This is a genomic window from Candidatus Pelagibacter sp. (assembly GCF_052049935.1).
GTDB lineage: Bacteria > Pseudomonadota > Alphaproteobacteria > Pelagibacterales > Pelagibacteraceae > Pelagibacter.
Genome location: NZ_JBNGZA010000010.1, coordinates 1 through 19,827, shown reverse-complemented (window position 1 = coordinate 19,827; position 19,827 = coordinate 1). Strand labels below are relative to the sequence as shown.

The window sequence follows — 19,827 nt, the reverse complement described above, 5'->3', positions numbered from 1 at the left end:
ATGGCATTAAAGAATTTTGCCTTCAAACTTTTGAATAAAGATAGTTATGCCCGTCACGGTATAATTGAAACCCATAGAGGCAATATAAGAACACCAGCCTTTATGCCGGTTGGCACCCAAGCTACAGTCAAAGCTTGTTTTATAGATGATATAAAAAAAACTGGTTCAGATATAATACTATCAAATACTTATCATTTGATGATAAGGCCTGGAGTAGAACGTGTTATGTCTGCTGGTGGACTACACCAATTTATGAATTGTAGTTTACCAATTTTGACAGACTCTGGTGGTTTTCAAGTGATGTCTTTGTCTAAGTTAAATAAGATTGATAGAGAAAAAGGTGCAATATTTAATTCCCACGTAGATGGAAAAAAATATTACTTAAGCCCTGAGGAAAGTATACGGATTCAATTAGGCTTAAATTCTGACATCGTTATGATTATGGATGAGTGTCCAAAAAAAACAACTGACTACAATATAATTAAAAATTCAATGGAGCTTTCTTTATACTGGGCTGAAAGATCTAAAAAAGCATTTGGAAATAATCCTCACAAAGCATTGTTTGGTATTATACAAGGTGGTTTGTTTAATGATCTCAGATTAAAATCTTTAGATGGACTTCAAAAGATAAATTTTGATGGTTATGCTGTTGGTGGTTTGGCAGTTGGAGAAACTCAAAAAGAAATGTTCAATGTATTAGATGGTTTAAAAAATCATCTACCAGAGGAAAAACCTCACTATTTAATGGGCGTTGGTACTCCTTCAGATATTTTAGGGGCTGTAAAAAGAGGTATTGATATGTTTGATTGTGTATTGCCATCTAGATCTGGAAGAACCGGCTTAGCTTTCACTTGGGATGGTAGAGTAAATATTAAAAATAACAAATACCAATCAGATAACACTCCTTTAGATAAAAATTGTGAAAATTTTAGTTTAAATAGATATAGCAAAAATTATTTGAATCATTTGTTTAACACTAATGAAATTTTAGCATCGATGTTGTTGACTCTTCATAATATCAATTTTTATCAAGAATTAATGCAGGCAATAAGAGAAAATATTCAAAAAGGCACTTTTGATGAATTTCATGATAAATACATTGATAAGTTGTAATAAAATTTAAAAATTTGTCTAAATTGTCATTTGATATATAGAAATAAATCTGTATATAACAATTTCAATCATTTTGATTTGTGGGCCGTTAGCTCAGTTGGTAGAGCAATTCCCTTTTAAGGAATGGGTCGCTGGTTCGAGCCCAGCACGGCTCACCACTTATAAATCTATAGGTGGGTAATCTAAAATTATTTCACTAACCCAACTGTCAATATTTTTAATTCTATTATCTGATGATGGATGTGTGCTCATGAACTCAGGAGGTTCTTTTCCTTTGTTGAATTCTTTCATTCTTTCCCAAATTTTTCTCGTTTCTCTAATGTCATATCCAGATAATGATGCAAAAATCATCCCTAGATAATCAGCTTCACTTTCTTGTTTTCTATTAAACGGATTCATTATACCTAGTTGAGATAATAAACCTACAGTATCCATCCCAGTTGTTCTATTTATATCAGATAAAATACCTCCACTAAAAATGTCCAACACTCTTGTGCCCGTATTTAACAACACACCTCTGCTAGCTCTTTCGACTGAATGTTTTGCTACCGCATGTGCTATTTCATGTCCCATTACTGCGGCCAAACCATTTGTGTTTTTAGTAACATCTAGAATTCCTGTATATACTGCAATTTTACCTCCAGGCATACACCATGCATTTCTAATTTTTTTATTTTCAATTAAAATATATTCCCAATCAAAATTTACAGTTGGATCAGTGATGTTAGACCTATAAAAATATTCACTGATTGAATCTTCCATTTTTTTTCCTATTTCTTTGATTTCATTTAATTTCTGTAAATCTTCACTCATTGTTTCTTTTTCTTTAATCTGCTCATAAGCTTGAGCAGCTTGAGCGTTCAATTTTGCTTCTGGTATAATTTTTAATTGTTTTCTTTCTGTAATAGGTGCTGTCGCACAAGAATTAAGAATTAATGAACAACAACTACAACCCGCAAAAGTTAAAAATTTTCTTCTATCCATTTTATAATTAATTGTTAATATACATTATATGAATCTTAATAACAAAATTTTAGCTGTACTTTTTATAATTGCAATTAGTTTTGTTATTTACTCGAGCTATAACTAAATATTTAAATGGGTAAAAAAAGAAGATCTTTATCACTAATTCTCAGAAATTATTTTATTGCTGGAGTTGTTGTATTAATTCCAATTGGTTTTACCTTATATTTAAGTAAAGTTTTGATTAGCATCTCATCGAAAATATTACCAAAAAATATTAATCCTAATAATTATTTACCTTTTGAAATTCCAGGCATTGAGATTTTAATTTCAATTATTTTTATTACTTTTGTAGGCGGTCTCTCTTTATCATTTTTGGGTAAAAGAATATTAAAATTGATTGATGATCTCTTTAAAAGAATTCCCTTTTTAAGAACTGTTTATTCTGCAATAGTTCAGATGACCGAAACATTTTCCAAGAAAGATGACAATAAAAAAAGTGTTGTTTTGATTGAATATCCTAGAAAAGGAGTTTGGGCAGTAGGTTTTGCTACAAAAGAAAACGATGGTGAAATGTCAAAAAAAGTTAATAAAAAATTGATTAATGTTTTTGTCCCAACAACGCCTAACCCAACTAGTGGTTTTTTACTTATGTTTCCAATAGACGAAGTGATTTATCTCAATATGAGTTTTGAAGAAGCATCTAAATTTATTGTTTCTGCTGGTACTTCAAATATTAAAAGTTAAACTATATCATTAATTATATCAGCTCTATCGTACAGCTTGAGTAAAGGCTTAAAATTACTTATATCTTCATTTACTTTTTCAATTCTATTTATTTCTTTTTCAGCAATTTTAAATAAGTCACTGTTATGAATTGGATCAGCTAGCTTAAATGTTTTTACTCCACTTTGTTTAAAACCTAAAATATCACCGTAACCTCTTAACTTCATATCTTCCTCTGAAATTTCAAAACCATCGTTTGATGATTTTAATATTTTAATTCTTTTTTTAGCATTTTCACTAAGGTTAGATTTAAACATTAATATACAATTAGATTGTTTAGAGCCTCTTCCAACACGTCCTCTAAGTTGATGAAGTTGAGAAATTCCAAATTTATTTGCATTCTCAATAACAATTACAGTGGCGTTGGGAAAATCTATACCAACTTCAATTACTGTTGTAGACACCAATATTTTATATTTTTTTTTTAAAAAATTATTCAAAATCTTTTCTTTTTCATCAAAATCAGTTTTACCATGAAGTAATGCAACTTGATCAGGAAAAATTTTAGATAAAAATTTGAATTTAGAAACAGCAGACTCATGATCAATTTTTTTTGACTCCTCAATAAGTGGGCAAACCCAAAAAATTTGGTTATCATTATTTATTTCTTTTTTTACAAATTTTAACACATCTTCGATTTTACTATCTAGTTTACTATAGGTTTTCACTTCTTTTCTTGATTTAGGTTTTTCTTTTATTATAGAAACATCCATGTCTCCATAAATTGTCATAGTTAATGTTCTTGGTATTGGTGTAGCAGACATTAATAATACATCACAATTCTCACCACCTTTATCAGATAATTTCTTACGTTGATTGACACCAAATTTATGTTGTTCATCTATTATTACTAAACCTAGCTTTTTAAATTGAATTTTATTTTGAAAAATTGCATGCGTTCCGAATATTAAATCTATTTTATTTTCATTTAATTTTTTAATAGTAATTTTTTTCTCTTTATTTTCAGATTTACTAGATAATAAATCTAGATTTATCTTATTATCAAATAGCTCTTTGGCTAAATTATAATGTTGTCTTGCAAGTATTTCTGTTGGGGCCATAAATGCTACTTGAAAACCAGCTTTAATTGAGTTTAGAGATGCAATTAAAGACACGATTGTTTTTCCACTTCCAACATCACCTTGTAATAATCGAAACATCTTATTTTCTGATTTTAAATCATCATTTATTTCAATTAATGCTTTAATTTGATCATTAGTAAGTTTGAATTTTAATTTAGAAATTATATTCTCTTGAATAGAGTTATTAAATATTTTTTTTTGTTTCTTAATCTTCTTAATCTTTTTTCTTATTTCTGAGTTCACTAAAAAAAAAGAAAATATTTCATCGTAAGCTAATCTTTGATAAAAATTCTTTGAATGTTGACCAATATTTTCTGCTTTATGAAGTTCTTTAATAGCTTCATTCCATGAAATATTATTAAATTTTTTACATATATGTTGTTTGTGCCATTCTTTCAAATCAGGTAAATTTAATAAAATCTGATTAATTATTTTATTATAGATATTTTGACTAATTCCTTCTGTTAAAGAATATTCATTATGTTTAGTTTTAATTAAATCTTCATTTTCAGAAATATATTTTGGATTTGTAATTTGATATTTGTTTCTAAAATTAGATACTTTTCCACTTATTGTAACTATTTTTCCTAAAGGTAATATTTTTTTAATATAGCCTTCATAACTATTAAAAAATATACATTCTAATTGTCCTGTATCATCTTTACATAAAACTTTATTTGGTAAATTTCTTACTCTAGGAAAAAGATATTTTAAAGGAGTAACAGATACAGTTTGGATTTCGAAAATTTTTAAATCTTTAATTTTAGAAGTATAACTTCTGTCAGTATATGTTTTGGGCAATTTCCACAATAAATCAAAAATATTGTTAATTCCCTTTTTCCTAAGCAAACTTTCAGTTTTTTTTCCAACACCTCTCAAATTTGAGAGGTCTGATAGTAAATATTTATGACTGTTTTTATTCATTAGAATCACTAATATAATTTATCAATGAATAACGATATAGATAATTTAAAAAAAAAAATCCTTTATAGATCAATCTATCGTGGAACAAAAGAAATGGATAATCTAATTAGTTCATTTGTTAAAAGTATTATTAATGGTTTAGATTATGATGATTTAAAACAATTAGAAAAATTTCTGGATATAGATGATGATAATTTATTAAGATTCTATAACAATATTGATAATGACATTTACTTGGAGGAAAATGAAATTACAAAAAAATTCAAAAGTTTTAAGTTAAACCAAAAGTGAATGGCGGAGAGACTGGGATTCGAACCCAGGAAAGAGTTGCCCCTTTGCCGGTTTTCAAGACCGGTGCTTTCAACCGCTCAGCCATCTCTCCGTGGTGAGTGTTTTATTATCATAATTATTTAATTCAACAAGAAAATCATTTAAAGATATATCAATCGTTTTATTATTAGATAAATGAATAAAGATTTCAATAAAGGTCTGTTTTTAACTAGTTTAGGCTCTTTCTGGTGGGGGTTTATTGGGGTAATTTATTTTGAAGCTATTTCATTTATTGGATACATAGAAGTTATAGTTCATAGATGCTTATGGACTGCAGTAGCATTATTAATAACCACAACATTCTTTTTTAAATGGGATGAATTTTTAAGAACAATTAAAGTAAAGAAAAATTTATTTAATTTATTTATTTCTGGTTTTCTCATTTTTTCAAACTGGTCAGTGTGGATTTATGCTGTAGCAACTAACAGAATTATAGATGCTAGTTTTGGATATTTTATTATGCCAATAATAAGTGTTTTATTAGGTTTTGTTTTTTTTAAAGAAAAATTAAATCAAAAAAGAATAATATCTATCTCTCTAGTTATATTCTCAATATTTTTCTTAATTTTTTTTAGTATTAAATCAATTCCATGGGTTGGATTACTAGTAGCAATTAGTTGGGCTTTTTATAATTTATTTAGAAAAAGAATTAATGTTCAAACAGATATAGGTTTATTAATTGAAAGCCTATATATTTTACCAATTGCTTTAATTGTTTTCTATATGATTATTGATAAGGGTACGAATGATTTTAATATAGAAGATCCATCTTTAATGTTATTTTTAACATTAGCTGGTCCAATGACTGTGATACCTTTATTCTTATATGTAAGAGGTGTTGAATTGTGTGGATTAGGTCCAACTGGAATGGTTTTTTATATCACTCCAACTTTGCAGTTTTTGTTAGGATTTTTTTATTATAATGAAGAATTTTCAATAACTAAATTTGTTAGTTTTATTATTATATGGATTGCTGTATTTATTTACTTAAGAGATTTATATGAAAAAAATTAACTTATTGATAATTACAATTTTTTTGTTTTTATCAACTAATTCCTATTCAGATATAAACTCAGATTTTGAAAAGTGGAAAAAAAATTTTAAAAAAGTTGCTTTATCAAATAACATTTCAGAACAAACTTATAATTTAACAATTAAAGATACAAAATATCTACCAAATGTTATCAAATACGATCGATTTCAACCTGAATTTTATGAAAATACAAAAACATATATTCAAAAAAGAACATCAGAAAAAAAAGTTAAATCTGGGAAAACATTATTCGAAAAAAATATAGACCTAATATCAAAGGTTGAAAAAGAATTTAAAGTCGAAAAAGAGTTGATGCTAGCGCTAATGGGGATTGAAACCAATTTTGGAACTTATGTTGGTAAAATGGATATCTTATCATCTTTAGCAACATTAAGTTTTGATAAAAGAAGATCTGAGTTTTTTACTGATGAATTAATAACTTTGTTGAAACTAATAGAGTCAAATAAAGTTGATTATAAATCGTTATATGGTTCTTGGGCTGGAGCTTTTGGTTTTTTTCAGTTTATGCCAAGCACAATAAATAATTATGCAATAGATTATAATAATGACCAAAATGTAAATTTAAAAAATAATATTGATGCTTTTGCATCTGCTGCAAATTATTTATCAAAAATTGGATGGAAGAAAAATGAACCTTGTTATAAAAAAATAGAACTAAAAGATAATATACCCACAAAATATTTAAACACTTCAGCGAGAAAAATTAAAAATAAAAAAAAACTCAAATCATTTAAAAAATATATTAAACAAGATTTTTATCCATTGGAATTAAATCAAAATATTTTAGTTGGGATTATAACACCTGACAAAGATATCGTTGATAATGCTGAAACTTTGAAACCAGCCTATATAGTTTTTAATAATTACGAAGTAATATTAAAATGGAATAGATCTTTAAGATTTGGTTTAGCAGTTTGCACATTAAAGGATAAATTTAAAAATGAACTGTAAAAAAATATTATTAATTTTAACTCTCATCTTTATTACAAATTGTACAACTACTATTCAGAAAAATAATAAGAATATAACATCTATTGAAGATCAATATTCTAATAAAGGTTTTACAATGATTTATAATGAAGATTTATTTAAGAAAAAAATAATTTCTAAAAAAATTGATAACAGATCCCACCTTATATTTAGTAAACATTTAAAAAAAAACTCTAGTGTAAAATTAACCAATTTACTAAATGGAAAAAGTACAATTGCAAAAGTAAAATCAAATAGTGCAGAATTTCCCATATTCTATAATTCAGTTATTACAGAACGAATTTCACAAGACTTAGAAATTTCAATTAATGAACCGTATATAGAAATACAGCTAATTAATAATGAGACATCATTTATAGCAAAAAAATCAAAAACCTTTGAAGAAGAAAAAAATGTTGCAGAAAAAGCACCAGTTGATGGCATAATAATCAATGATTTAAATGAAAATAAAACTAACAAAAAAGATAAAAAGACTAAAGATATTACGTACTCTGTAAAGATTGCAGATTTTTATTACAGAAAATCTGCAGAACAAATGCTCAATAGAATAAAAGAAGAGACAAAAATTAAGAAATATAAAATTATCAAATTATCAGAAACTAATTTTAGAGTTATATTAGGTCCATATAATGATATAAAAACCTTAGAAGATTCATATAATAAAGCGACAGTATTAAATTTTGATAACTTAGAAATATTAAGAAATGATTAAAAAATTTTTATTTATTATTTTTATTTTAAAAAGCTTTATCTCTAGTGCCTCAGCTAATTTTGAGATAAATGCTAGAACTGCAATTTTGCAAGATTATTTTTCAGGTGAAATTTTATACGAAAAGAATGCAGATGCATCAATTTATCCGGCTTCAATGACAAAGATTATGACTGCTATTGTTGCTTTTGATTTAATTAAATCTGGTGATTTAAGTCTTGATGATAATTTTATTGTTTCAGAAAAAGCTTGGAGATTGTCAACAGCAGGTTATTCATCAATGTTTATAATGGTCGGAGATGAAGTTTCGGTTGAAGACTTATTGAGAGGTATCATAGTTGCATCAGGAAATGATGCGTGTATAGCTTTAGCGGAAGGTATAGCGGGCACAGAAGAAGAATTTGCAATCTTAATGACTGCTAAAGCACAAGAAATTGGAATGGAAAATACTAATTTCTCTAATTCTTCAGGTATAAATGACCCAAATAATTATTCTACAGTTAGAGACATATTACTTATGTCTAATTATCTAATTAAAGAACATCCTAAATTTTACAAATACTTTGCTGAAAAAGAATTTACATGGGATAGGACAGGGGGCGATCCAATAACACAAGGTAATAGAAATCCATTACTTTATAAAAATTTAGGTGCTGATGGTATTAAAACCGGTTATTTAGCAGTTGAAAAATACTCCTTAGCTTCTTCTATAATGCGTAATGGAAGAAGATTAATAGCTGTTGGTAGTGGATTTAATTCTAAAAATGCAAGATCTAGAGAAAGTACTAAAATTCTAACTTATGGTTTAACAAATTTTGATCTTGTGAAAATAGCTGATTCTCAAGCACCCATAGCAGAAGTTGATGTTTGGTTAGGTAAACAAAATAATGTTAAAGTTTATACCAAGAAAGATATTTATAAGACTATAAAAAAAGCCAGAAAAAAAAATTTGAAGATAAGCGTCAATTATGAAGGTCCAATTGAAGCTCCAATTAACAAAGATGATGTACTTGCAAAACTGAAAGTTGTGTATGAAAATGAAATTATTGGAGAATATGATCTTTTTGCACTTCAAGATGTAAAAAAACTTAATATGTTTTCAAGATTGTTGAGATCCTTAAATTATTTAATTTGGGGTGATGTCTAATAAACCAATTATTGTTTTTGAAGGTATAGAAGGATCCGGCAAAACTTCTCATATAAAAAACGTAGAGAAATATTTAAAAAAAAATAACAAAAAATTCATTAAAATTAGAGAGCCAGGTGGATCAAAAAATTCAGAAAGAATAAGAAAGTTAATTTTAGACAACAAATCTACATTTAACAATACAACAGATTTATTATTATATTTAGCAGCTAGAAGTGAAAATATTTCTTTATTAAAAAAACACTACAAAAAAAAAATTATTTTATTAGATAGGTTTACTGACTCAACAATTGCATATCAACATTATGGTATGGGTGTAAAACTGAAAATTATAAATTTTATTAATAATTATTTGCTCAAAGATATTAAAGTTGATTTCACCTTTTTGCATTTAGTGAATAAAAAAAACTTACAATTAAGATTAAAACAAAGAAAAAAATTAAATAGATACGATAAATTTAATTTTAGATTTTATAAGAAAGTTCAAGATGGATTTATTAAAATTGCAAAAAAAAATAAAAAGAAATATTCATTAATTGACTCAAATCTAGATTTTAAACTCAATAAAGAAACAATAATAAAAATGATAAATAAAATTATATAATGAATTCAGATCCTTTTAAACAATTACAATTATATGGATATGAAAATTATTTTGAGGAATTAAAAAATTTATACATAAAAAATAAATTACCAAATAAAATACTTTTAAATGGAAAAAAAGGAATAGGTAAATGCACATTTGCTAATCATTTTATAAATTTTATTTTATCAAATGATGAAGAGGATAGATATGATGATATTAATTATCTTATAAATTCTAATAATAAATCCTTTAAACTTATCATTAATAAATCATCACCAAATTTTTTTTTAATTAAACCAAAGGAAGATAAAAAAAATATTGAAATAGATCAAATTAGAGAACTAATTGATTTCTGCAATAAATCTTCATTTAATAACAAACCAAGATTTGTAATAATCGATGATATTGAATATCTAAACCTTAATTCCAGCAATGCTTTATTAAAAATTTTAGAAGAACCTAATAATGGAATTTATTTTATATTGATAAATAATTCCTCAAAAATATTATCAACAATCAAATCAAGATGTTTAACTTTTAATATAAGTTTTAATTTTGAAACTATTAAAAAAATTTTTTCTCAAATTACAAAATTAGAAATTAATGAACTAATTTCTGAAGATTTAATTTGTCATTATTTTACAATAAGCGATTATCTTTCAATTTTTGAATTTTCAAATACTAATAAACTTGATTTATTAGATTTAAGCTTAAAAGACTTAGTTAAAATTATCGTTGAAAATAAAATTTATAAAAAGGACAAAATTTTGAATAAATTAATTTACGACTTTATTGAGTTATATTACTTAAAAAAAGAACCTTCGGACCTAAATTACCGCAATTTTGATGATCATATTAGATCTGTAAATAATATGTCAAAATTTAATCTTGATACTGAAAGTATTTTTCTTAGATTGCATCAAAATTTAAATTAATGAATAAAAATTTCTATATAACCACACCAATATATTATCCTTCGGCTAAACCACATATGGGGCATGCTTATTCAAGTATTATTGCTGATTTTTTCGCCAGGTTCAAAAGAATTGATGGCTTTAATGTACATTTTTTAACTGGTACTGATGAACATGGATTAAAAATCCAGCGTTCAGCAGAAAAAAAAAATATTGAACCATTATTATTTTGTGATGAGATTAGTGAAACATTTAGAAATTTGTCATCTAAGTTAAATCTAACCAACACAGATTTTATTAGAACTACAGAAGATCGTCATAAAAAATCTGTTCAACATTTATGGAGTGAACTCGAAAAATCAGGAGATATATATTTGTCTAAATATTCTGGTTGGTATTCTGTATCTGACGAAGCTTACTATAATGAGGATGAAATTGAAGAATTAGATGGAGAAAAAATTGCAAAATCTTCCAAATCTAAAGTTGAATGGATTGAAGAGGAGTCATTTTTTTTTAAATTATCAAAATGGCAAAATTCTCTTCTTGATTACTATGAAAAAAATCCTAATTTCATATCTCCTGAATCTAGGAAAAATGAAGTTATAAGTTTTGTTAAGAGCGGACTTAAAGATTTATCAGTTAGTAGAAAAAGTTTTTCTTGGGGTATAAAAGTCCCTAATAATAATGAACATATTATATATGTATGGCTAGATGCTCTAACAAATTACATAAGCGCTCTCAATTATCCTGATAAAAATAATGATCTCTATAAAGAATTTTGGCCAGCAACAATTCACTTAATAGGAAAAGATATTTTAAGGTTTCATGCTATATATTGGCCTGCATTTTTAATGGCTGCTAATCTACCTTTACCAAAAAAAGTATATGGTCATGGATGGATACTTTCTGACAATGTAAAAATGTCAAAATCAAAAGGAAATATTTTAGACCCTTTAGAAATAATTGATAATTACGGTTTGGATCCTCTTAGATATTATTTAATTAAAGAAGTTTCTTTTGGTAATGATGGAAATATATCTCAAGAAAGACTTGAAGATTGTATAAATAGCGACTTAGCAAATAATTATGGTAATTTATGTCAACGTGTAACTGCGTTCGCTTCAAAAAATTGTGATGAAAAAATTCCTCAAGATATAGAATTTATTAAAGATGATAAAAATATTTTAGAAAATTATGAAAAAAATTTACAAACTATTAGAGAAAAAATTGACAACCAAGATATTAATTTTTACATTAATTTTATTGTAAACTGCTTATTTGATGCAAATAAATATTTCAATGACCAAGAACCATGGAAAAAAAAAGATGATAAAAAAAGATTAAATACTATTGTTTATACTACTCTAGAAATTGTAAGAAAAATAACTTATTTATTATATCCAATAATTCCATCTTCTTCATTGAAAGCTTTAGAAATTTTTAATCTGAAAGAAAGTGATATTAATTTATCTTCTATTAGTAACCATATCTATTTAAAACAGGGAAACAAATTAAATAAAGTAGGAATTTTGTTTAAAAAAATAGAAAAAGAAAATGATTGATTCTCACTGCCACCTAGATCATGAACCGTTATTTAATAATCTAGAAGCAGTAATTCAAAGATCAAAAGATGTTGGTATTACAAAATTACTTACTATCAGTACTTCTTTAAAGAGCTTTCAAAATGTTAAAAAACTTATCCAAAAAGATGAAATAATTTATGGTAGCTTTGGTATTCATCCTCATGAAACCAATAATGACCAATTAACAAAAAAATTAATTATTCAAAATTCAATACCCTATAAAAGAATAATTGGAATAGGGGAAACTGGCTTAGATTTTTTCTATAAAAACTCAAATGAAAAAAATCAAGAAACTAGTTTTGTAAACCATATTGAGGCTGCTATAGAATTAAATTTACCTATAATAATTCATTCAAGAGATGCTGAAATTAGAACTTTTGAAATTTTAAAAAGTTATAGAAATCAAAATCCTAAACTTTTAATGCATTGTTTCACAGGTAGTTTAGATTTTGCAAAAAAATTACTGGAACTTGGATCTTTTTTTTCAGCAAGTGGAATAATAACATTTAAAAATTCAAAAGATTTGCAGGATACATTTAAGTATATACCAATTGAAAAAACACTTATTGAAACTGATAGTCCTTTCTTGGCACCAATACCAAATAGAGGAAAAAAAAACGAACCATCATTCATTAAACATACCGCTATTAAACTTAGTGAAATAAAAGAAATAGATTTTGAAAAATTAGTTTCTGAAACTACAAAAAATTTTAATAGATTATTTAATTTTTCATGAAATTCATAATATTAGGTTGCGGCAGTTCAATGGGTGTGCCCAGAGCTGATGGTAATTTTGGTAAATGCAACCCCAATAATAAAAAAAATTATAGAACTAGATGTTCAGCTTTATTAAAAACCGCTAATAAAAATATCTTAATTGATACTTCACCAGATTTGAGACAACAATTAATTAAAAATAAGATTAACAATATAGACTATGTATTATTTTCACATATGCACGCTGATCAAACACATGGAATAAATGATTTAAGAGTTTTCTATATTAGAAATAAAAAAACTATTCCAGCTTTTGCTGATAATGCCACAACAAAATATCTTAAAAAATCTTTTAGTTATTGCTTTAAATCTTTCAGTAAAGAATATCCTGCAATAATTCAGCTAAATAAAACTAAAAATATTATGAAGTTAAAGGATAAACAAAAAACTATAAAAATAAATTCATTTCCTGTTCCACATGGAAAAGTTAAAAGCATTTGTTATATATTTAATAAAAAATTAGCATACATAAGTGATGTAAGTAATATTGAAAAAAAGCATTTTAAATATTTTAAAAATTTAAAATATTTGGTCATTGATTGTCTTTGGTATAGATACCATCCATCACATCTAAATTTAGAAAAAGTATTAGAATTAATAAAAATTTTTAAACCAAAAAAAACGATTTTAACAAATCTTCATTCTGATCTTGATTATGAAGAATTATTAAACAATTTACCAAAAAAAATAATTCCTGCCTATGATGGAATGACTTTGAATTTATAAAATCTTTTCTAAAACAGTTATAATTTTTGAAGATAATGGTTTTGTAAATGAACCATAAGCTTCTTCAATTTTACCTTCATTATTTATTATGATTTTATGGAAATTCCATTTTGGAACAGATGAATTTCCAAAATTTTCTTTTGCCCATTTATAAATAGGATGCGCATCATCACCCTTAACATTAACTTTTTCTGTCATAGGAAAAGTAATATTAAAATTTGTTTCACAAAATTCTTTTATTTCTTTATTTGATCCAGGCTCTTGACCTCCAAATTGATTTGAGGGAACACCTAAAACTATAAAATTTTGATCCTTATATTTTTCGTATAAATTTTGTAATTCTGTATATTGTTTTGTGAAACCACAGTTACTTGCAACATTTACTAGCAACACAGTTTTGTCTTTATAATCTGACAACTTAATATTCTCACCTGTAATAGATTTAATTTCAAAATCATAAAAAATTTTTTCATATTTTGCATTTGATTTTGATAAAAATGTAAACATTAATATTGTTATAAATAAAGTTAATTTTAATAATTTCATCTTTTCTTTGATGAAATTAATAATATCAGATACCCAAATACTGTAGATAATAAAGAACCAGATAAAACACCTATCTTAACTCCGTCTATATACTGAAGATTATCTACAAATGCTAAATTACCAACAAATAAACTCATAGTAAAACCAATACCAGTTAATATTGAAACACCATAAACACTTAACCAATTTGAATTATTTGGCATCTCTGCAAATTTAAATTTAATTGATAGATAAGAAAATAATAGAACACCTATTTGTTTACCAAAAAATAAACCAAGCAATATTCCTAATGGAACAGGATTTAATAATGTATTGAATGTTAATCCACTTAAACTTACACCTGCGTTTGCAAATGCAAATATTGGCATAATAATAAACGCAACATATGGTGAAATTGCATGTTCTATTTTTACAAGTAATGAAAAATCTTTATCTTTAATTCTATGTGGAATGGTAATTGCTAATAAAACTCCCGCAATTGTTGCATGTACACCTGATTTGTATGTAAAGTACCACATAAATAATCCAACAATCAAATAGGGTGTAAATATTTTGACTGAAAATTTATTTAATATCAATAAAACAATAAATGATAATAATATTAAACCTAAATTCGTTATACTCAAATCACCAGAGTAAAAGAAAGCAATGATTAAAATTGCTCCTAGATCATCAATTATAGCAAGGGCTGTTAAAAAAACTTTTAAAGATATTGGTACTCTTGAACCAAGTAAGGATAGAATACCCAAAGAAAATGCTATATCTGTTGCTGAAGGAATTGCCCATCCATTGATTGTTTCAGCATTACCGTAGTTAATTACAACATAAAATAAAGCTGGTATCACCATTCCACCAACTGCAGCAATAATTGGAAGTAAAGCTTGTTTTAAATTTGATAGCTCACCTTGTAAAAATTCTCTTTTTATTTCCAATGTTACAAAAAAAAAGAATATTGCCATTAAAGCATCATTAATCCAATGATGAACAGAAAGTTTCAGTCCAAATTCATTTATTCCAATAAACAAGTATTTTTCTAATGAGTGAAAATATAGATTACTAAAATTACTATTGCTAATTATAAGAGCTAAAATAGCAGCTATAAGTAATATAAGACCACTTGCAGCTTCTAATTTAAAAAACCATTTAAAGGGCTTTGAAATATAATTAATCATAATTTAAGAAATTAGATCTTTAATAAAAAATTTAATATCTTTCAATGTTTCTATCAAATTAAATAAAAATAATTCTAACTTTGGAAATATATTACTTAAAGGTGATTTAAATGTATCCAAAATAATAATTACAGCAATAATTGTTATTATAAAAACTATAAAATAACCAAAAATTTTAAAAAGAATACCACTAAAGTTTTTTTGATTTTTCTTGTTTTGTACTTCTAATTCTTCATTCTCATTTGGTAAATTTTCCGTAATTTCTTCAGTTTTTTGATTATCTGATAATTCTAAATCTGAAAACTTTGAAATTTTGTAAAACCATTTATGATCACAAGCACTACATTGTAACAATCGTCCATTTCCAGGTATAAGAGCAGAATCTACATCAAAGTTTTTATTACAATTTTCACAGCTAATAATCATAGGATTTATATAGCAGAAATGTTTAAAATGTCCTTATTTTGATTATCTTTATACGTTGAAAATTATAATAAGTACTGTATTAGTTATTTGCTCGGAGTGTAGCGCAGCCTGGTAGCGCATCTGGTTTGGGACCAGAGGGTCGCAGGTTCGAATCCTGCCACTCCGACCATTCTTATGAAAAAAGCTAAAATTTACATTCCAAATAAAAATCCAATGCAGTCAGGTTTGGGAAAAACAAACAAATGGATATTAGAATTTGAAACTAATAATCCAACAGAAAACCCTCTTATGGGTTGGGAAAGTTCTGATGATACATTTACTGAATTAAAATTAGAATTTTCCTCAAAAGAATTAGCTGTTGAATACGCAAAAAAAAATAAAATTGATGCTGAAATAATAGAACCTAGAAAAAGAAAAACTGTAAAAAAATCATACGCAGATAATTTTTTAAAATAATAAATGTTCAGATTTTTTACTCAAAGAAGTTGGTTTTTTTGGTCTTGGATTGGTTCTTTTATAATTTTATCTTCTTTGTGGATTCAAGTTAAAATAGATGTAAAAATAAATGAGTGGTTTGGACAATTTTACGACATGATCCAAAAAGCTTTATCAGCTCCAAATTCAATAACAATTGACGAATATTGGGCAAGTCTATTGTCATTCATCACATTAGCAGCAATGTATGTTGGCGTTGCAGTCCTTGTAAGTTTTTTTACATCTCATTATTTATTCAGGTGGAGAACAGCTATGGTTGAGTGGTATCATAGCGTTTATGATAAAGCTCGAAAAATTGAAGGTGCAGCACAAAGAGTTCAAGAAGACACGATTAAATTTTCAAGAATAATGGAGTCATTAGGTACAAGTTTAATTGAAGCTTTAATGATATTAATTGAATTCATGCCTATACTTTTTGGATTAAGTATTGGAATACCAATTTTCTTCTTTGGTGATTGGGATTATGGATTAATTGTCGGCGCTTTGATTTGGTCAGTAGGTGGAACAATTTTTTTAATTTTGTTAGGACTAATTTTAAGATTAGTAGGTGTTGAATATGATCTACAAAAAAAAGAAGCTGCATATAGAAAAATTTTAGTTATTGCTGAAGATGATGGCTCTATAAGACCAAAATCAATTGATGAATTATTCGATGATGTAAGAAATATCCATTTCTTAAGTTATATAAGATATTTATATTTTAATATTGGCAGAATTGCTTATTTACAAGCCAATGTTTTGTCAGCTTATGTTTTTTTAGCACCAGCAATCGTTGCTGGAGCCGTAACATTAGGTGTTATGCAGCAAATTATAAGAGCATTTGGAAGAGTAGAGGGATCTATGCAATACATATTAAAAGCATGGCCAACAATTATTGAATTAGCAAGTGTATACAAAAGATTAAGAGAATTTGAAAATAAGATACAAGCAACTGAAGTACCTCAGGAAATTTAATGACCATAGATAAGAAATATATTGATCAAATAATAAAAGTTTCATCTAAAGCAGCATATGCTTCATCCTTATTAGTAGGAAAGAATGATAAAATAGCCGCAGATAAAGCTGCTGTTGATGCAATGAGAAGAGAATTAAATATGCTTGATATGAATGGAAAAGTTGTTATTGGTGAAGGTGAACTTGATGAAGCACCAATGCTTTATATTGGCGAAATTCTAGGAACAAAAAAAGGTCCAGATTTTGATATTGCAGTTGATCCTGTTGAGGGTACAAATTTTGCTGCAAAAAATTTACCAGGAGCACTATCTGTTATAGCTATAGCTGAAAAAGGAAATCTCTTTCATGCACCGGAAACATATATGGATAAAATTGCTGCTAATATAAATCAGACAAATGTCATTGATTTAGATTTTAATACAAGGACAAATTTAGATAACCTTGCTCAATATAAAAATAAAAACATAGAAGATTTAGTTGTTTGTATATTGGATAGACCAAGACATAAAAAAATTATCAATGAAATTCATAATTCAGGAGCAAAAACTAAATTAATAACCGATGGTGATGTAGCTGGTGCTCTACTAGTTACTAAAGAAGATTTTAATGTTGATCTTTTTTTGGGAATAGGTGGTGGTCCAGAAGGAGTTTTAGCAGCATCAGCTCTGGATACATTTTGTTGTTTTTTTCAAGGAAGATTTATTTTTGATAATTATGAAGACAAAAAAAGAGCGAAAAATATGGGTATAAATGATTTAGAAAAAAAATATTCATTAAATGAAATTGTTTCGGGAGACTCAATTTTTTGTGCCACAGGTATTACCTCAGGAGATTTAGTAAATGGTATAAGTGTAAATGGTAATACTTTTATATCTGAGACCTTAGTTACTCACAAAAAATCAAATTTTAAGAAAAATATATCAAAAACATATGATATTTAATGATTTCTGTTAATGGAAATTCATGGGAAGAAACTGAAGTTAATAAGAGATTAGTTCAAAAGATAAAACAAGATTTTAAATTTAGTGAAAATATATCAAAACTTTTAATTAATAGAGATTATAACCAAGAAGAAATTTATTCATTAAATAATACTATTAATTTCAAAAATCCTTTTATTAATGATCCAGACTTTATCAAATCAAAAAAGTTAATTCTTGATTATATCAAAAATAAAAAAAAAATACTTATTATAGGTGATTATGATGTTGATGGTTCTGTTTCAACATCAATGTTAATAAAATTGTTTCAACATATTAATCATTCATATGATTTTTATATCCCTGATAGAACTTCTGATGGTTATGGACTCTCTGAAAATTTGTTACAAAAACTTAAGAATAGATTAACTGATTTAGTTATAATTGTAGACTCTGGATCTAAATCACATAATGCAATAAATTATTTGAATGAACTAAAAATAAAATCGATTATTATTGATCATCATGAAATATCAAAACCTTTTCCGAAAAGTACAGTTTTAATAAATCCAAAAAAAAATACTGAAAATTATAATCAGATTAATCTATGTGCTAGTGCATTAGTCTATTTTTTAATTGATATATTAAAAAAAGAATTAGATTTAAATATTTCAACAAAATTAGATCTATTCTTAACTGCTTTAGCCACAATCTGTGATGTTATGCCTTTGAGAGATCTAAATAAAAATATCATAATTAAAGCATTTAAAGAATATAATTACAAAGATTCATATTTTATTAATTATTTATTAACTAAAATAAAAAAAAAAAATAACTTTGAATATGATGATTTTGGATATTTGATAGGACCAATTCTTAATTCAGGAGGAAGATTAAATAAATCTAATTTGCCTGTTAATTTAATTACTTCTTCAAATAAAACAGAAATTAAAAAAATCTCAGATATTTTAATTCAACTAAATAATAAAAGAAAAGATATTGAAAAGAAAATTATTAATAAGATTAATGAAAATGATTTAATTCATATCAAGAATAATTTCTTGATAATAAAAGATATTGGCATACCAGAGGGTCTAATTGGTATAATTGCAACTCGATTTCTTGAAAAATTCAACAAGACAACTATTGTTATTACTCAATCTGGAGATATATTAAAAGGTTCAGCCAGATCAATTTCTAAAATAAATATAGGCTCAATCATTAACATTGGAGTTTCAAATAGAATATTACTCAAAGGTGGAGGTCATCAAATGGCTGCTGGTTTTTCATTGAAAAAAAATGATTTTAATAATTTTAAAAAATTTTTAAGTGACATTAAAATTTCAAATTTGGGTATTACAAAAAAGTATGTTTCGAAAATCTCATCTTCAGCAATTAATTTAGAATTTGTAAATGATATTTATAAATTAGCTCCATTTGGTAATTCAAATGAAAATCCTATATTTCTTATTGAAAATTTAAGAATTTATAAACCCAAAATAATCAACAAGAATCATATTTTTTGTTTATTAAAAGATAATACAAATAAAATTTATGATGCTATAGCATTTAATGTTATAAACACAAAAATTGAAAATTATTTATTAAACTTTAAAAATGAGATAAATAT

General features: G+C 25.8%; 21 protein-coding genes and 3 tRNA genes. 18 read left to right on the top strand and 6 right to left on the bottom strand.

The features are described 5' to 3' along the window. Both tgt and ACTT90_RS05695 read left to right on the top strand, forming a co-directional pair. Nucleotides 1-1,113 (top strand): tRNA guanosine(34) transglycosylase Tgt, encoded by a 1,113-nt coding sequence (tgt, locus tag ACTT90_RS05700; RefSeq protein ID WP_440937827.1) that lies wholly within the window; start codon nt 1-3, stop codon nt 1,111-1,113. Between the two features lie 82 nt (nt 1,114-1,195). Next, nucleotides 1,196-1,271, top strand: a tRNA-Lys gene (locus tag ACTT90_RS05695). Between the two features lies 1 nt (nt 1,272). Here the strand turns inward: ACTT90_RS05695 and ACTT90_RS05690 are convergent. Beyond that, on the bottom strand, nt 1,273-2,097 hold the full coding sequence (locus ACTT90_RS05690; protein ID WP_440937826.1) for a M48 family metallopeptidase: 825 nt from the start codon (nt 2,095-2,097) through the stop codon (nt 1,273-1,275). A 114-nt stretch (nt 2,098-2,211) separates the two neighbouring features. On the opposite strand from ACTT90_RS05690, the gene ACTT90_RS05685 reads away from it, so the two are divergent. Next, nucleotides 2,212-2,823: a DUF502 domain-containing protein gene (locus tag ACTT90_RS05685; RefSeq protein WP_440937825.1), complete on the top strand. Its 612-nt coding sequence runs from the start codon at nt 2,212-2,214 to the stop codon at nt 2,821-2,823. Here ACTT90_RS05685 and recG read toward each other — a convergent pair. After that, nucleotides 2,820-4,868: an ATP-dependent DNA helicase RecG gene (gene recG / locus ACTT90_RS05680; protein ID WP_440937824.1), complete on the bottom strand. Its 2,049-nt coding sequence runs from the start codon at nt 4,866-4,868 to the stop codon at nt 2,820-2,822. The genes ACTT90_RS05685 and recG overlap by 4 nt on opposite strands. Before the next feature lie 24 nt (nt 4,869-4,892). On the opposite strand from recG, the gene ACTT90_RS05675 reads away from it, so the two are divergent. Continuing rightward, nucleotides 4,893-5,159 carry a succinate dehydrogenase assembly factor 2 gene (locus ACTT90_RS05675; protein WP_440937823.1) on the top strand — a complete coding sequence of 89 codons (267 nt, stop codon included), beginning with the start codon at nt 4,893-4,895 and terminating at the stop codon, nt 5,157-5,159. A 1-nt stretch (nt 5,160) separates the two neighbouring features. On the opposite strand, the gene ACTT90_RS05670 is transcribed toward ACTT90_RS05675, so the two are convergent. Continuing rightward, nucleotides 5,161-5,250 (bottom strand) — tRNA-Ser (locus ACTT90_RS05670). An 83-nt stretch (nt 5,251-5,333) separates the two neighbouring features. On the opposite strand from ACTT90_RS05670, the gene rarD reads away from it, so the two are divergent. The 9 genes from rarD to ACTT90_RS05625 are packed head-to-tail and all read left to right on the top strand — an operon-like array spanning nt 5,334 to nt 13,684. Then, a complete protein-coding gene (rarD, locus tag ACTT90_RS05665; protein WP_440937822.1) occupies nt 5,334-6,212 on the top strand; it encodes an EamA family transporter RarD in 879 nt (292 codons plus the stop codon). After that, nucleotides 6,199-7,203 carry a lytic murein transglycosylase gene (locus ACTT90_RS05660; protein ID WP_440937821.1) on the top strand — a complete coding sequence of 335 codons (1,005 nt, stop codon included), beginning with the start codon at nt 6,199-6,201 and terminating at the stop codon, nt 7,201-7,203. The genes rarD and ACTT90_RS05660 overlap by 14 nt, the downstream gene beginning before the upstream one ends. Further along, nucleotides 7,193-7,954: a hypothetical protein gene (locus tag ACTT90_RS05655; protein WP_440937820.1), complete on the top strand. Its 762-nt coding sequence runs from the start codon at nt 7,193-7,195 to the stop codon at nt 7,952-7,954. Before ACTT90_RS05660 ends, ACTT90_RS05655 begins: the two co-directional genes overlap by 11 nt. Beyond that, the gene (locus ACTT90_RS05650; RefSeq protein WP_440937819.1) at nt 7,947-9,098 is read left to right on the top strand and encodes a D-alanyl-D-alanine carboxypeptidase family protein; all 1,152 of its coding nucleotides are present in this window, start codon (nt 7,947-7,949) and stop codon (nt 9,096-9,098) included. The genes ACTT90_RS05655 and ACTT90_RS05650 overlap by 8 nt, the downstream gene beginning before the upstream one ends. Further along, a complete protein-coding gene (gene tmk, locus ACTT90_RS05645) occupies nt 9,091-9,702 on the top strand; it encodes a dTMP kinase (RefSeq protein ID WP_440937818.1) in 612 nt (203 codons plus the stop codon). The genes ACTT90_RS05650 and tmk overlap by 8 nt, the downstream gene beginning before the upstream one ends. Then, the gene (locus ACTT90_RS05640; protein WP_440937817.1) at nt 9,702-10,619 is read left to right on the top strand and encodes an AAA family ATPase; all 918 of its coding nucleotides are present in this window, start codon (nt 9,702-9,704) and stop codon (nt 10,617-10,619) included. Before tmk ends, ACTT90_RS05640 begins: the two co-directional genes overlap by 1 nt. Continuing rightward, nucleotides 10,619-12,160 carry a methionine--tRNA ligase gene (metG, locus tag ACTT90_RS05635; RefSeq protein WP_440937816.1) on the top strand — a complete coding sequence of 514 codons (1,542 nt, stop codon included), beginning with the start codon at nt 10,619-10,621 and terminating at the stop codon, nt 12,158-12,160. Before ACTT90_RS05640 ends, metG begins: the two co-directional genes overlap by 1 nt. Further along, a complete protein-coding gene (locus ACTT90_RS05630; RefSeq protein ID WP_440937815.1) occupies nt 12,153-12,917 on the top strand; it encodes a TatD family hydrolase in 765 nt (254 codons plus the stop codon). The genes metG and ACTT90_RS05630 overlap by 8 nt, the downstream gene beginning before the upstream one ends. Then, complete coding sequence (locus ACTT90_RS05625; protein WP_440937814.1) at nt 12,914-13,684, top strand: MBL fold metallo-hydrolase; 771 nt, start codon at nt 12,914-12,916, stop codon at nt 13,682-13,684. Before ACTT90_RS05630 ends, ACTT90_RS05625 begins: the two co-directional genes overlap by 4 nt. On the opposite strand, the gene ACTT90_RS05620 is transcribed toward ACTT90_RS05625, so the two are convergent. The 3 genes from ACTT90_RS05620 to ACTT90_RS05610 are packed head-to-tail and all read right to left on the bottom strand — an operon-like array spanning nt 13,679 to nt 15,828. Then, nucleotides 13,679-14,230, bottom strand: coding sequence for a glutathione peroxidase (locus ACTT90_RS05620; RefSeq protein WP_440937813.1), 552 nt, complete (start codon nt 14,228-14,230; stop codon nt 13,679-13,681). The genes ACTT90_RS05625 and ACTT90_RS05620 overlap by 6 nt on opposite strands. After that, nucleotides 14,227-15,402 (bottom strand): Na+/H+ antiporter NhaA, encoded by a 1,176-nt coding sequence (gene nhaA / locus ACTT90_RS05615; RefSeq protein WP_440937812.1) that lies wholly within the window; start codon nt 15,400-15,402, stop codon nt 14,227-14,229. The genes ACTT90_RS05620 and nhaA overlap by 4 nt, the downstream gene beginning before the upstream one ends. Nucleotides 15,403-15,405: 3 nt before the next feature. After that, entirely contained in the window at nt 15,406-15,828 is a 423-nt protein-coding gene (locus ACTT90_RS05610) for a zinc-ribbon domain-containing protein (protein WP_440937811.1), read from the bottom strand. Between the two features lie 92 nt (nt 15,829-15,920). On the opposite strand from ACTT90_RS05610, the gene ACTT90_RS05605 reads away from it, so the two are divergent. From ACTT90_RS05605 to ACTT90_RS05585, 5 genes are all read left to right on the top strand, one after another. After that, nucleotides 15,921-15,997: transfer RNA gene (locus ACTT90_RS05605), tRNA-Pro, on the top strand. A 5-nt stretch (nt 15,998-16,002) separates the two neighbouring features. Continuing rightward, nucleotides 16,003-16,284 carry an ETC complex I subunit gene (locus ACTT90_RS05600; protein WP_440937810.1) on the top strand — a complete coding sequence of 94 codons (282 nt, stop codon included), beginning with the start codon at nt 16,003-16,005 and terminating at the stop codon, nt 16,282-16,284. A 3-nt stretch (nt 16,285-16,287) separates the two neighbouring features. After that, entirely contained in the window at nt 16,288-17,277 is a 990-nt protein-coding gene (locus ACTT90_RS05595) for a putative transporter (RefSeq protein WP_440937809.1), read from the top strand. Then, entirely contained in the window at nt 17,277-18,218 is a 942-nt protein-coding gene (gene glpX, locus ACTT90_RS05590; protein WP_440937808.1) for a class II fructose-bisphosphatase, read from the top strand. Before ACTT90_RS05595 ends, glpX begins: the two co-directional genes overlap by 1 nt. After that, a partial coding sequence (locus ACTT90_RS05585; RefSeq protein WP_440937807.1) for a single-stranded-DNA-specific exonuclease RecJ occupies nt 18,218-19,827 on the top strand: 1,610 nt, incomplete at its 3' end. The genes glpX and ACTT90_RS05585, both read left to right, overlap by 1 nt.

Excerpts from the sequence above, each read along its gene's own strand:
- ACTT90_RS05625 (WP_440937814.1), top strand. The coding sequence starts at position 12,914 with ATGAAATTCATAATATTAGGTTGCGGCAGTTCAATGGGTGTGCCCAGA.
- ACTT90_RS05660 (WP_440937821.1), top strand. The coding sequence starts at position 6,199 with ATGAAAAAAATTAACTTATTGATAATTACAATTTTTTTGTTTTTATCA.
- ACTT90_RS05600 (WP_440937810.1), top strand. The coding sequence starts at position 16,003 with ATGAAAAAAGCTAAAATTTACATTCCAAATAAAAATCCAATGCAGTCA.
- ACTT90_RS05675 (WP_440937823.1), top strand. The coding sequence starts at position 4,893 with ATGAATAACGATATAGATAATTTAAAAAAAAAAATCCTTTATAGATCA.
- ACTT90_RS05650 (WP_440937819.1), top strand. The coding sequence starts at position 7,947 with ATGATTAAAAAATTTTTATTTATTATTTTTATTTTAAAAAGCTTTATC.
- ACTT90_RS05610 (WP_440937811.1), bottom strand. The coding sequence starts at position 15,828 with ATGATTATTAGCTGTGAAAATTGTAATAAAAACTTTGATGTAGATTCT.
- tgt (WP_440937827.1), top strand. The coding sequence starts at position 1 with ATGGCATTAAAGAATTTTGCCTTCAAACTTTTGAATAAAGATAGTTAT.
- ACTT90_RS05640 (WP_440937817.1), top strand. The coding sequence starts at position 9,702 with ATGAATTCAGATCCTTTTAAACAATTACAATTATATGGATATGAAAAT.
- ACTT90_RS05655 (WP_440937820.1), top strand. The coding sequence starts at position 7,193 with ATGAACTGTAAAAAAATATTATTAATTTTAACTCTCATCTTTATTACA.
- ACTT90_RS05630 (WP_440937815.1), top strand. The coding sequence starts at position 12,153 with ATGATTGATTCTCACTGCCACCTAGATCATGAACCGTTATTTAATAAT.
- metG (WP_440937816.1), top strand. The coding sequence starts at position 10,619 with ATGAATAAAAATTTCTATATAACCACACCAATATATTATCCTTCGGCT.
- ACTT90_RS05595 (WP_440937809.1), top strand. The coding sequence starts at position 16,288 with ATGTTCAGATTTTTTACTCAAAGAAGTTGGTTTTTTTGGTCTTGGATT.
- ACTT90_RS05620 (WP_440937813.1), bottom strand. The coding sequence starts at position 14,230 with ATGAAATTATTAAAATTAACTTTATTTATAACAATATTAATGTTTACA.
- nhaA (WP_440937812.1), bottom strand. The coding sequence starts at position 15,402 with ATGATTAATTATATTTCAAAGCCCTTTAAATGGTTTTTTAAATTAGAA.
- recG (WP_440937824.1), bottom strand. The coding sequence starts at position 4,868 with ATGAATAAAAACAGTCATAAATATTTACTATCAGACCTCTCAAATTTG.
- rarD (WP_440937822.1), top strand. The coding sequence starts at position 5,334 with ATGAATAAAGATTTCAATAAAGGTCTGTTTTTAACTAGTTTAGGCTCT.
- ACTT90_RS05690 (WP_440937826.1), bottom strand. The coding sequence starts at position 2,097 with ATGGATAGAAGAAAATTTTTAACTTTTGCGGGTTGTAGTTGTTGTTCA.
- ACTT90_RS05685 (WP_440937825.1), top strand. The coding sequence starts at position 2,212 with ATGGGTAAAAAAAGAAGATCTTTATCACTAATTCTCAGAAATTATTTT.
- glpX (WP_440937808.1), top strand. The coding sequence starts at position 17,277 with ATGACCATAGATAAGAAATATATTGATCAAATAATAAAAGTTTCATCT.
- tmk (WP_440937818.1), top strand. The coding sequence starts at position 9,091 with ATGTCTAATAAACCAATTATTGTTTTTGAAGGTATAGAAGGATCCGGC.